This window comes from Brucella sp. NBRC 113783, from assembly GCF_040372265.1.
Classification (GTDB): domain Bacteria; phylum Pseudomonadota; class Alphaproteobacteria; order Rhizobiales; family Rhizobiaceae; genus Brucella; species Brucella teleogrylli.
Window position 1 is genome coordinate 933,484 of record NZ_BAABRX010000002.1, and the last position, 12,464, is coordinate 945,947.

Sequence of the window (12,464 nt, forward strand, 5' to 3'; positions counted from 1 at the left end):
CTGCGAACGCATACCATGAAGCAAATAGCATAAGCAGAATTGCCGCTCCCTTCAATTGACGACCAATTGATGTCGGTGTTTTGTAGCTTCGCACTTGATTTCGGTCGCGCGATCCTTCATGCGATTGGTCAAGAAAACTTACCACAAGGGGCAAGAGTCATGTCCAACATCGTTGAAATCGCCGATCTGAAGCGGCTCGCCCAGCGCCGCGTCCCGAAAATGTTTTTCGATTATGCGGATTCGGGCGCCTGGACTGAGTCGACCTATCGTGCCAACGAGGACGACTTCAAGAAGATCAAGCTTCGCCAGCGCGTGCTGGTCGACATGACCAACCGTTCGCTGGCAACGACCATGATCGGTCAGGATGTGGCCATGCCGGTCGCGCTTGCGCCGACAGGCCTTACCGGCATGCAGCATGCCGATGGCGAAATGCTGGCCGCACAGGCTGCGGAAGCTTTCGGCGTGCCCTTCACGCTTTCCACCATGAGCATCTGCTCCATCGAGGATGTTGCCTCGGTGACGAAGAAGCCGTTCTGGTTCCAGCTTTATGTGATGAAGGACCGCGACTTCGTGAAGAACCTGATCGGTCGCGCAAAGGCGGCAGGCTGCTCGGCTCTGGTGCTGACACTCGATCTGCAAATTCTCGGCCAGCGCCACAAGGATATCCGCAACGGCCTGTCCGCGCCGCCGAAGTTCACCCCGAAGCATATCTGGCAGATGGCGACCCGTCCGGGCTGGTGCATGGGCATGATGGGTACGCAGCGCCGCACCTTCCGTAACATTGCCGGCCACGCCAAGAACGTGACCGATCTGTCCTCGCTGTCCTCCTGGACGGCAGAACAGTTCGACCCGCAGATGAACTGGAACGACGTGGCCTGGATCAAGGAACAATGGGGCGGCAAGCTGATCCTCAAGGGCATCCTTGATGTGGAAGACGCGAAGATGGCCGCCAAGACCGGCGCCGATGCCATCATCGTGTCCAACCATGGCGGTCGCCAGCTCGACGGCGCGCCGTCGTCCATCTCCATGCTGAAGCCGATTGTCGATGCCGTTGGCGATCAGATCGAAGTGCATGTCGATGGAGGCATCCGCTCCGGTCAGGACGTGCTGAAGGCCCGCGCGCTTGGCGCTCAGGGCGTCTTCATCGGTCGCCCTTTCCTCTATGGCCTCGGCGCCATGGGAAAGGAAGGCGTCACGCTGGCGCTCGAAATCATCCGTAAGGAACTCGACGTCACCATGGCTCTTTGCGGCAAGCGCGATATCAACACCATTGACGCATCGGTCCTGCACTCGGTCGATTTTTAAACGACCACGCCTCTTCTTCCCTCACCCTGAGGAGCCTCTCCTTCGACAAGCTCAGGAGAGGCTCCTCAGGATGAGGGGGGATGCGTGGCAGCTACATTGATCAGCACATGCGTTGAAAACGCCCGGCGATGCCGGGCTTTTGCATTTTACGCCCGCGATGACGGCGCTTTCGAAAGCAGCACCGTGCGAATGGCGAAGCTGGAATGGATGCGCGCCACGCCCGGCAAGCGCGACAGGATTTCCTTGTGAATGATCTCGTAAGCCGCCGCATTCTCGGCTTCAACGCGCAGAATATAATCTGCATCCCCCGTCATCAGATAGCATTCCTGCACTTCCGGGTGACGGCGCACCGCCTCTTCAAAGCGGTTGAGATATTCTTCCGTCTGCCGGTCGAGCGTGATGCGCACGATTGCGACCAGCCGTTCGTCACCACCCGATGAACCCACAATGGCCGTATAGCCACGGATGACACCGCCCTCTTCCAAAATCTGCACCCGCCGCAGACAGGCGGACTGGGACAGCCCCACCTCGGCGGCAAGCTGGCTGTTGGTCATGCGCCCGTCGCGGCGCAGGCAGCGAATGATGTTCCGGTCTATACTGTCGAGTGCGGCCATGCAGATTCTTCGAATGAAAAGCTAAAATGTGCGCAAGATGTGCCAAAATTCGCATAATCTGCGATAGATAGCAAAAACATTCGAATAGTCTTCGATTAATATATTTCGATACCCTGTCGGGATGCGGCAACGCGTTCGGAGGATAAGGGCAATGACCGTTGCGCAATGGATATGGTTGAAATGTCGATGCATTTTTCGAAAGAGCAAAGCGATCTCGCCGCTGGCGGCGTGTTGACCATCGACCTTGCGGCCTTGCGGCACAATTATACTGCCGTCGCCCGCCATATCGCGCCGACCCGTGCGGCGGCGGTCGTCAAAGCCGATGCCTATGGCCTTGGCGCGCATCGCGTTGCGCCTGCCTTTTATGAAGCGGGTTGCCGCGACTTCTTTGTGGCGCATTTGGGCGAAGCCATCGCGCTGCGGCCTGCCCTGAACCCTGACGCCACACTTTATGTCCTGAACGGCTTGCAGCCCGGAACGGAAGCTGCCTGCGCCCGCGAAGGCATCGTGCCGGTGCTCAACTCGCTGGAACAGGTGGAAAACTGGGCCAGACTCGCGGCCAGCAGCGGCAAGAAACTGCCAGCACTTTTGCAGGTCGATACCGGCATGTCGCGCCTCGGCCTTTCGGCCAAAGAGCTAGACCGGCTGGCGGACAATCTTTCGCTTCTCGACGGCATTGACGTACGCTTCATCATCAGCCATCTGGCGAGCGGCGACGAACCGGAAAATCCGGCCAATGCAAGCCAGCTTGCGACCATGCGCGCCGCTCTGGCTCGGCTGCCGAAGCTGCCGGTGGCCTTAGCCAATTCGGGCGGCAGCTTTCTCGACAAAGCCTATTATTTCGACCTCGCCCGCCCCGGTGTCGCGCTTTATGGCGTCGGCCCCAAAAGCGCTATCGTGCCGGTGCTGACACTGTCGGCCCGCGTCATTCAGGTGCGCGACGTGGATAAGGGCGCGGCCATCGGTTATGGCGGCACCTATATCGCACAAGCGCCCATGCGGATCGCCACCATTGCGGTGGGCTATGCCGATGGCTGGTTCCGCGCGCTCAGCAACAAGGGTTCGGCCTTTTACGGCGGCACCCGGCTGCCCATCGTCGGGCGCGTTTCGATGGATTCCATCACGCTCGATGTCAGCGCGCTGCCGGAAGGCACGCTCAAGCTCGGCAGTCTCGTGGAACTGATCGGCCCGCACCAGCGGCTGGAAGACGTGGCCAGCCAATGCGACACGATCCCTTATGAAATTCTGACTGCGCTCGGTCATCGCTATGCTCGTATCTACGTGGATAGTGCGCTGTCGAGCCAAAACACATAACAATAAGAGGCGAACATGCAGATTACCGTACTCGGCAGCGGCGTTATTGGCGTCACAACGGCTTACTATCTGGCCAAGCTCGGCCATGAAGTGACGGTCATCGACCGCGAGGAAGGTCCGGCGTTGGAAACCAGCTTCGCCAATGCCGGTCAGGTTTCGCCCGGTTATGCCTCGCCATGGGGCGCGCCCGGCATTCCGATGAAGGCAGCAAAGTGGCTGTTCCAGAAACATGCGCCGCTCGTCATTCGCCCGACTTCCGATCCCAAGCAGTATGTGTGGCTGATGCAGATGCTCGCCAACTGCACGGACAGCCGTTACAAGGTCAACAAGACCCGCATGGTGCGCGTGGCAGAATATAGCCGCGATGTACTTGTGGAGCTGCGCAAGGATACCGGCATCGAATATGACCAGCGTATGCAGGGCACGTTGCAGCTTTTCCGCGAGCAATACCAGCTCGACGGCATCGGCAAGGATATCGAGGTGCTGCGTCAGGACGGCGTGCCGTTCGAAGTGCTCGACCGCGACGACTGCGCGAAAATCGAACCGGCGCTAGCCCGCGTGAAGGACAAGTTCGTCGGCGGCCTGCGCCTGCCGCATGATGAAACCGGCGACTGCTTCAAATTCACCAATGCGCTGGCCAAGATTGCCGAAGGTATGGGCGTAAAATTCCGCTTCGGCGTGAATATCAAGTCGCTGGTTCTATCCGGCGGGCGCGTTTCCGGCGTGGAAACGTCAGACGGTATTCTGACAGCCGACCGCTATGTGGTCGCGCTCGGCAGCTATACGCCCGCGCTCATCAAGTCGCTGGGTCTCAACGCGCCGATCTATCCGGTGAAGGGCTATTCGATCACCGCACCGATCATCGACGAAAGCCGCGCACCGGTCTCGACGGTTCTGGACGAAAGCTACAAGATCGCCATCACGCGCCTCGGCGACCGTATCCGTGTCGGCGGCATGGCCGAAGTGTCCGGCTTCACCAAAGACCTTCCGGCAGCGCGCCGCGCCACGCTCGACCTGTCGGTCAGCGATCTGTTCCCCGGGGGCGACCTCAAGGCCGCGACCTTCTGGTCGGGCCTGCGCCCGATGACACCGGATTCCACGCCAATCATCGGCGGAACCCGCTACGACAATGTGTTCATCAATGCCGGTCACGGTACGCTGGGCTGGACCATGTCCTGCGGCTCGGGCAAGCTTCTGGCCGATCTGGTCAGCGGCAATAAGCCCGACATCCGCGCCGACGATCTCGGTATCTCGCGCTACAACTAAAAGACCCGCCTGCGCGCCGTCAGAAACTCGGCGGCGTGCAGGCGCTGACCACCTCGCAGGCTGTCGGTCCGATACAGCGAAAGCGATGCGGCAGTTTTGAGGAAAAATAATAGGCGTCGCCCGGTCCCAATATGCGCCGGTCGCTGCCCACCGTCACTTCGATGCGGCCCGATATGACGATGCCGCCCTCCTCGCCCTCATGCATCAGCAGCACCTTGCCCGTATCGGAGCCTGGTTCATACCGCTCCTTCAATATCTGCAACGAGCGCGCAAACAGATGGTCGCCCACCTGCCGGTAGGAAATGGGACCTTTGCCGATTTCCACCAGCTCTTCCGCCTGATAGAATACCTTGTGCGGCGTATCCGGCTCCAGCGCGAAAAACTCGGCCATGCCGATGGGAATACCATCGAGAATACGCTTGAGAGCGCCGACCGACGGATTGGACTGGTTGGCCTCGATCAGCGATATGGTCGAGTTGGTCACACCAGCCCTTTTTGCAAGCTCCCGCTGCGACAGATTCTGCCGCATGCGCACATAGCGTAACCTTCCGCCGATATCGATGCTCATCGGGCATTCCCCTTTGTGTTTATCATGTTCGATATAGCATAATTTTCTGAAACCATCCTCATAAAATCAACAGCTTAAATCCTTGCAGAAAAGGGCTTGTTGCCTTCAAGAAAGCGTGTCCTCCTGCCTGAAAATAGGAGGTTCCCATGCTCACCAAAACCAACGCGCCCAGCCTTGAAAACTTCTGGATGCCGTTCACCGCAAATCGGCAGTTCAAGGCCGCGCCGCGCCTGCTCGCCAGCGCTTCGGGTATGTATTACACCGACACCGACGGCAATCAGGTTCTCGACGGGACGGCAGGTCTTTGGTGCTGCAATGCCGGTCATGGCCGCAAGCGGATCACTGAAGCCGTTGAGCGCCAGATTTCCACGATGGACTTCGCGCCGACCTTCCAGATGGGCCACAATGTTGCTTTCGACTTTGCCGAAAAACTCGCCGCGATTGCGCCGGGTGGTCCGGCTGCGCAGCTTGATCGCGTATTCTTCACCAATTCCGGTTCGGAATCGGTCGATACCGCGCTGAAGATCGCCATCGCCTATCAGCGCGCCATCGGTCAGGGCACCCGCACCATGGTTCTGGGTCGCGAAAAAGGCTATCACGGCGTTGGTTTCGGCGGCATTTCGGTTGGCGGGCTGGTCAACAACCGCCGCGTCTTCCCGCAGATTCCCGCCGACCATATGCGCCACACGCTGGATATCGAGCGCAATGCCTTCTCGAAGGGCTTGCCGGCGCATGGCATCGAACTGGCCGACGATCTGGAACGTCTGGTCCAACTACACGGCGCTGAAAAGATTGCCGCCGTTATCGTCGAACCCATGTCCGGTTCCGCTGGCGTCATATTGCCGCCGAAGGGCTACCTGGAACGCATCCGCGCCACCGCCGACAAGCACGGCATCCTGCTGATCTTCGATGAAGTCATCACCGGTTTCGGTCGTCTCGGCACTCCGTTCGCGGTCGATTATTTCGGCGTCATTCCCGATCTCGTCACCACCGCCAAGGGCCTCACCAACGGTGCCATCCCGATGGGTGCCGTCTTCGCAAGCCGCAAGGTTCACGACGGCCTGATGACCGGCCCGGAAAACGCCATCGAACTATTCCATGGCTACACCTATTCCGGCCATCCGGTCGCTTCCGCTGCTGGTCTCGCAACGCTGGAAATCTATGCCGAGGAAGGCCTGCTGACCCGTGGTGCGCAGCTTGCCGATCATTGGCAGGAAGCGCTGCACTCGCTGAAGGATGCGCCGAATGTCACCGACATCCGTAACCTCGGTCTGGTCGGCGCCATCGAATTGTCGTCGCGCAAGGACGCACCGGGCGCGCGCGCCTATGACGTCTTCGTGGATTGCTTCAAGAAGGGTCTGCTGATCCGCGTCACCGGCGATGTGATTGCATTGTCGCCGCCGCTGATCGTGGAAAAGGAACAGATCGACACGATCGTTTCGGTCATCCGCGACGCCCTGAAGCGCGCCGCTTAAGGCGTAGTGAAACGCGCGGTGTGATCGCCACCCCGATCACGCCGCCTCTTGGCCGCCGCTCCCACTGCGCCAGCTTTTTTCTTTTTGGAATTACCCCTGCGACGGCGTGAATCTGGCCACCAGCGCGTGGCTGTCGCCGGGATAGGTGAAGCGCACATGCGTCACCGGCAGATCGGCATTCCAGGTCTGGCGTTCAATCACCAGACAGGGCGAGCCCGGCGCAATATCGAGCAATGCGGCATTTTCCGGAGAAGCGGCAATGGCGCGAATGGAGTGCTGGGCGCTACTCCACGGCACGCAGGCCACGAGCCATGGACCGGGCGAGTGTTCGGAAAAATCCGCCCCCGCCGCATCCGGCACGGCGGCCAGATTGATGATGCGTTCTTCCAGCGCAAACACCCGCTGCCCGGCATGATGACGGCAGACCAGATCGATGATCTGCGTGTGGCGCGGAATATCGATCTTCTGCGCGTCGGCTGGCCCGCTCAGACGGTCCCAGCGCTTGAGCAGTTCGAACCGGTAGGGCGCACCGAGTGCAGCCACCTCATCGCGAATATCATGAATCTCAAGAATGGCGGCCTGCGAACGAGGAAACGAAACGAAGCTGCCCGATTTGCGCTTGCGCTCGATCAGACCGGCCTTGGCAAGCTGAGTCAGCGCCTTGTTGACCGTCATGCGCGAGCAGCCATATTGCTCGGTCAGTTCATGTTCGAACGGAATACGGTGCCCCGGCGCCCACTCTCCAGACAGGATGCGCGATTCAATATCGTCCAAAATACGCTGATGCAGTGAAAGCACCGGGCCGTCTTTTGCCGCTGAACCGTCATCCGCCATGCTATTCCCCCTTTGTTTCCCACTTTTGCAGGAATTTCTTCAGCCGAGCAATTCGCCAATCGTTTTCTGAAAAGCACGCTCGGCCTGATCCCGCAAGCGGTGACGACCGCCCTCCACCTGTTTCACGCCGCGTACCCACACGTCACTGACCTGGGCTCGACCGGCAAAAATCCAGCTATCCAGCACGGCATCGCCCTTGGCATGGGGCAGCCGCGCCATATCCAGCGCGACAAAATCCGCCGACGCGCCAAGCTTCAACCCGTCATCGGCGCGACCCATCGCGATGTTGCCGCCGCGCACCGCGCCTTCGAACAAGGCGCGCCCCGTGGAGGCTTCGCTTTCGGCCAGCACATTGCGGGCGCGATGTTGGAGGCGCTGCGAATATTCAAGCTGCCGCAACTCGTCGCCAATACCGATCAGCACATTGGAATCCGAACCGACGCCAAACTTGCCGCCTGCTTCCGCAAAAACCGTCGCATTGAAGGTTCCGTCGCCGAGATTGGCTTCCGTCACCGGGCAAAGACCGGCAATAGCACCGGCTGCGGCCATGCGCCGGGTTTCATCGTCGGTCATATGGGTCGCATGGATGAGGCACCAGCGCGAGGACAACTCCTGATTATCGAGAAGCCACTCGACAGGACGCTTGCCCGCCCAGGCAATGCAGTCTTCCACTTCCTTTACCTGTTCGGCCACATGGATATGCACCGGCGCATCGGGCAAAAGCTTCGTCACGACGTCCAGTTCATCCGGCGTTACGGCGCGCAGGCTGTGTGGCGCAACGCCCAAAACTGCGCCGTCGAAATTGGCCAGCGCTCGGCTGCAGCCTTCGATCAGTCGCGCAAAACGCTCGGGATCGTTGATAAACCGCCGCTGGCCTTCATTGGGCGCGCTGCCGCCGAAACCCGAATGCGCATAGAAAACCGGAAGCAGCGTCAGGCCGATGCCCGCCGCGCTGGCAGCAGCCACAATGCGGTCGGCCATCTCGGAGAGATTGGCGTAAGGCGTTCCGTCGCGGTCGTGATGCAGATAATGAAACTCGCCAACGCGGGTAAATCCGGCTTCCAGCATGTCGACGTAAAGTCGCAGAGCCACAGCTTCGGCCTGTTCGGGCGACATGGCGAGCGCGAATTTGTACATGATCTCGCGCCAGCTCCAGAACGAATCGGCAGACGGCCCGCGACTTTCGGCAAGCCCCGCCATCCCGTACTGGAAAGCGTGGCTGTGCAGGTTCGGCACGCCTGCGATGATCGCCGCGTGGCGCTCGTCCCCAGCTCCCGCCGCTTTATCCGCCTCCAACGAGGTGATCTTTCCACCGGCAATGCCAATGCGAACATTCTCAGCCCAGCCATTATCGAGAAGCGCCTGACCGGCATGGATGAAACGCTGTTCAGACTTGGCTGCTGACATGAAAATTAACTCCTCGAATGTTCCCGCGCATTTTTTCTCTTGGCTGCGCCTCTGATATGTATATACATTATCAAAAAACAGGGGAAGCGAGAAAACGCTCATGCTCAAGAATTCAGGCATCGTTTTTATCAATGCGCGGATTGCGACGCTGGAGGAAGACGCGGACGGCCTTGGCCTCATCGAGAATGCAGCGCTTGCCGTTAAGGACGGCAAGATCGCATATGTCGGCCCGCAGTCCGCTCTGCCCGAAGACTATGCGTCTTATGAGAGAATCGATTGCGAAAACCGGCTGATCACGCCGGGCCTCGTCGATTGTCACACGCACCTCGTCCATGCCGGAAATCGCGCGCATGAATTCGAGCTGCGCTTGCAGGGCGCTTCCTATGAAGAAGTTGCCCGCGCCGGTGGTGGCATTGTTTCATCGGTCAAGAACCTGCGCGCGGCCAGCGAAGACGATCTGGTGCGTGAAACCCTGCCCCGTCTCGATGCGCTGATCGCCGAAGGCGCCACCACGGTTGAAGTCAAGTCCGGTTACGGTCTCGACCGCGACAGCGAAATCAAGTCGCTGAAAGCCGCCCGTCGGCTGGGTGCAGAACGCGACGTTGCAATCCGCACCACGTTCCTTGGCGCCCATGCCTTGCCGCCGGAAATGAACGGCGACAAGGCCGCTTATATCGACCGCGTCATCAACGATATGCTGCCCGCCATCGCAGCTGAACAACTGGCCGATGCGGTGGATGGTTTCTGCGAAGGCATCGCCTTTCTGCCGGATGAAATCGCCCGTGTGTTTGATGCGGCCAAGGCGCATGGCATTCCGGTCAAGCTTCACGCCGACCAGCTTTCCAATCTTCATGGCGCAGCCCTTGCCGCATCCTATGGTGCGCTTTCCGCCGACCATCTCGAATATACCGATGCGGATGGTGCCGCCGCCATGGCCAAGGCCGGAACAGTCGCCGTGCTGCTTCCCGGCGCTTACTATTTCATCCGCGAAACCCAGAAGCCGCCAGTCGAAGCCTTCCGCGCAGCGGGCACAAGGATAGCGCTTGCCACCGACAACAATCCCGGCACATCGCCGCTGACCTCGCTGCTGCTCACCATGAATATGGGCACGACGCTGTTTCGCATGACGGTGGATGAATGCGTCGCGGGCGTCACCCGCGAGGCTGCGCGGGCGCTCGGCATTCTCAACCAGACCGGAACGCTCGAAACCGGCAAGGACGCCGATCTCGCCATCTGGAACGTCGAGCGCCCCGCCGAACTCGTCTATCGCATTGGCTTCAACCCGCTGTGGAAGCGGGTTTTCAAGGGCCATATCTAACTATCCGCAACGGAGCCTGTCATGACCATCATCCTCAAGCCTGGTTCTGTCCCGCTTGAAACGCTGGAAACCATCTATCGCGTTGCGGTTCCCGTGCGCATTGACCCCGCCTTTCATGCCGGTGTCGAAAAGGCGGCTGCGCGCATTGCCGAAATCGCAGCCGGTGACGAACCTGTTTACGGCATCAATACCGGCTTTGGAAAACTCGCCTCGATCCGCATTGCGGCGGGCGATGTCGCCACGCTTCAGCGCAACCTGATCCTGTCGCATTGCTGCGGCGTTGGCGACGCTTTGCCGGAAAATATCGTGCGCCTCATCATGGCGCTGAAGCTGATTTCGCTCGGTCGTGGCGCATCCGGCGTGCGGCTTGAAGTCATCACGCTTCTCGAAGACATGCTGGCAAAAGGCGTGATCCCGATGATCCCCGAAAAGGGTTCCGTCGGCGCGTCAGGCGACCTTGCACCGCTGGCGCATATGACTGCCGCCATGATTGGCGAAGGTGAAGCCTTCTATCAGGGCGAGCGCCTCTCCGGCGCAAAAGCACTGGAAAAGGCCGGTCTGAAGCCTGTCGTGCTTGCCGCCAAGGAAGGTCTGGCGCTGATCAACGGCACGCAGACTTCGACTGCCCTTGCGCTGGCCGGGCTTTTCCGCGCCCATCGTGCCGCGCAGACGGCACTGATCACCGGCGCATTGTCCACCGATGCGGCTATGGGATCGGATGCGCCGTTCCATGAGGAAATCCATACGCTGCGCGGTCATAAGGGACAGATCGATGCGGGCCGGGCATTGCGCAGCCTGCTCGAGGGCTCGGTCATTCGCCAGAGCCATCTCGAAGGCGACCAGCGCGTGCAGGACCCCTATTGCATCCGCTGCCAGCCGCAGGTCGATGGTGCCTGCCTCGACATTCTGCGGCAGGCAGCCCGCACGCTGGAAATCGAAGCCAATGCGGTTACCGACAATCCGCTCGTTCTCTCGGACGGACGTGCCGTATCGGGCGGCAATTTCCACGCCGAACCGGTTGCCTTCGCCGCCGACCAGATTGCGCTTGCCGTCTGCGAAATCGGCGCTATCGCCCAGCGCCGTATCGCGCTACTGGTCGATCCGGCGCTGTCGTTTGGCCTTCCGGCCTTCCTCGCCCGCAAGCCGGGCCTCAATTCCGGCCTCATGATCGCGGAAGTCACCTCCGCCGCGCTGATGAGCGAAAACAAGCAGATGGCGCACCCGGCGTCGGTCGATTCCACGCCGACCTCGGCCAATCAGGAAGACCATGTGTCCATGGCCTGCCACGGTGCGCGCCGCCTGTTGCAGATGACGGCCAATCTCAATGCCATTATCGGCATCGAGGCGCTGACCGGCGCACTCGGCGTCGAGCTGCGCGAGCCGCTGACCACCAGCCCGGAACTGGCCAAGGTCATCGCCGTGTTGCGCGGGCGCGTGCCGACACTGGAGGACGACCGCTATATGGCCGACGACCTGAAGAATGCCGCCGAGCTGGTGGCTGACGGTGCGCTTGCCGGGGCGGTTTCGGACCGCATCCTGCCAGCGCTGGAGGCGTGATCATGAGCCCGTTCGAAGTTCGTCAGGGCACTTCGCCCGTCATTCTTGGCCTTCCACACACCGGAACCGATGTGCCGCAGGATATTTTTGCGCGGCTCAACGACAATGGCAAAATTCTTGCCGACACCGACTGGCATATTCACAGGCTTTATGACGGTCTCATCGACGGCGCGACCATGGTGCGCGCCACCTTCCACCGCTATTGCATCGACGCCAATCGCGACCCGGAAGGTGTGAGCCTCTATCCGGGGCAGAACACCACCACGCTGATCCCGGAAACCGACTTTGACGGGCTGTCGATCTGGAAGGATGGAGAAGCGCCGACCGAAGCCGACATTGCCGACCGTGTCGCCCGCTTTCACGCCCCCTATCACGCGGCGCTGGCCGCCGAGATCAGCCGTGTGAAGGCAATCCACGGCGTCGCCATCCTCTATGATTGCCATTCGATCCGGTCGCATATTCCCTTCCTGTTTGAAGGCAAATTGCCCGATTTCAACATCGGTACGGATATGGGCAAGACCTGCGATCCCAAGATCGAGGCGGCGGTCGTCGAAGTGACCGGCGAGGCGGAAGGTTACACGTCGATCCTCAATGGCCGGTTCAAGGGCGGCTGGACGACACGCCATTACGGCAAGCCGGAAACCGGCGTCCACGCCATCCAAATGGAGCTTGCCCAATCGACCCATCTTGCGACGGAAGCCGTTCCCTTCGCCTATGACGAGGCCAAGGCGGACAGGCTGCGCGTCCATCTCAAAACCCTTTTGCAGCGGCTGGAAAAGCTCGCGCACGACCTGAAATCCTGAGGA

11 protein-coding genes are annotated in these 12,464 nt (G+C 60.3%); 7 read left to right on the forward strand and 4 right to left on the reverse strand.

The annotated features are described in order from the left end of the window. Positions 1–159: 159 nt before the first annotated feature. On the forward strand, positions 160–1,305 hold the full coding sequence (locus ABWW11_RS09800) for an alpha-hydroxy acid oxidase (protein WP_109369570.1): 1,146 nt from the start codon (positions 160–162) through the stop codon (positions 1,303–1,305). 146 nt (positions 1,306–1,451) lie between these two features. On the opposite strand, the gene ABWW11_RS09805 is transcribed toward ABWW11_RS09800, so the two are convergent. Next, positions 1,452–1,919, reverse strand: a complete 468-nt coding sequence (locus ABWW11_RS09805) for an Lrp/AsnC family transcriptional regulator (RefSeq protein WP_109369571.1) — start codon at positions 1,917–1,919, stop codon at positions 1,452–1,454. 171 nt (positions 1,920–2,090) lie between these two features. Here ABWW11_RS09805 and alr point away from each other — a divergent pair, with 171 nt between their 5' ends. Further along, positions 2,091–3,233, forward strand: a complete 1,143-nt coding sequence (gene alr, locus ABWW11_RS09810) for an alanine racemase (RefSeq protein WP_109370286.1) — start codon at positions 2,091–2,093, stop codon at positions 3,231–3,233. A 15-nt stretch (positions 3,234–3,248) separates the two neighbouring features. Continuing rightward, complete coding sequence (locus ABWW11_RS09815) at positions 3,249–4,499, forward strand: D-amino acid dehydrogenase (protein ID WP_109369572.1); 1,251 nt, start codon at positions 3,249–3,251, stop codon at positions 4,497–4,499. Between the two features lie 19 nt (positions 4,500–4,518). Here ABWW11_RS09815 and ABWW11_RS09820 read toward each other — a convergent pair whose 3' ends face one another. Beyond that, positions 4,519–5,067, reverse strand: a complete 549-nt coding sequence (locus ABWW11_RS09820) for a cupin domain-containing protein (RefSeq protein WP_078338831.1) — start codon at positions 5,065–5,067, stop codon at positions 4,519–4,521. A gap of 146 nt (positions 5,068–5,213) precedes the next feature. On the opposite strand from ABWW11_RS09820, the gene aptA reads away from it, so the two are divergent. Further along, a complete protein-coding gene (aptA, locus tag ABWW11_RS09825) occupies positions 5,214–6,542 on the forward strand; it encodes an omega-aminotransferase AptA (RefSeq protein ID WP_109369574.1) in 1,329 nt (442 codons plus the stop codon). Between the two features lie 90 nt (positions 6,543–6,632). Here the strand turns inward: aptA and hutC are convergent, their stop codons facing one another. Continuing rightward, positions 6,633–7,376, reverse strand: a complete 744-nt coding sequence (gene hutC, locus ABWW11_RS09830) for a histidine utilization transcriptional repressor HutC (RefSeq protein WP_109369575.1) — start codon at positions 7,374–7,376, stop codon at positions 6,633–6,635. A 39-nt stretch (positions 7,377–7,415) separates the two neighbouring features. Continuing rightward, positions 7,416–8,783 (reverse strand): formimidoylglutamate deiminase, encoded by a 1,368-nt coding sequence (locus ABWW11_RS09835; protein WP_319080628.1) that lies wholly within the window; start codon positions 8,781–8,783, stop codon positions 7,416–7,418. A 100-nt stretch (positions 8,784–8,883) separates the two neighbouring features. Between ABWW11_RS09835 and hutI the strand changes: the two genes are divergently transcribed. Genes hutI through hutG form a run of 3 tightly spaced genes read left to right on the forward strand, consistent with a single transcriptional unit; the run spans position 8,884 to position 12,461 of the window. After that, entirely contained in the window at positions 8,884–10,101 is a 1,218-nt protein-coding gene (hutI, locus tag ABWW11_RS09840) for an imidazolonepropionase (protein WP_319080627.1), read from the forward strand. 21 nt (positions 10,102–10,122) lie between these two features. Continuing rightward, complete coding sequence (gene hutH, locus ABWW11_RS09845) at positions 10,123–11,658, forward strand: histidine ammonia-lyase (protein WP_109369578.1); 1,536 nt, start codon at positions 10,123–10,125, stop codon at positions 11,656–11,658. 2 nt (positions 11,659–11,660) lie between these two features. Next, complete coding sequence (gene hutG / locus ABWW11_RS09850; RefSeq protein ID WP_109369579.1) at positions 11,661–12,461, forward strand: N-formylglutamate deformylase; 801 nt, start codon at positions 11,661–11,663, stop codon at positions 12,459–12,461. Positions 12,462–12,464 lie beyond the last annotated feature (3 nt).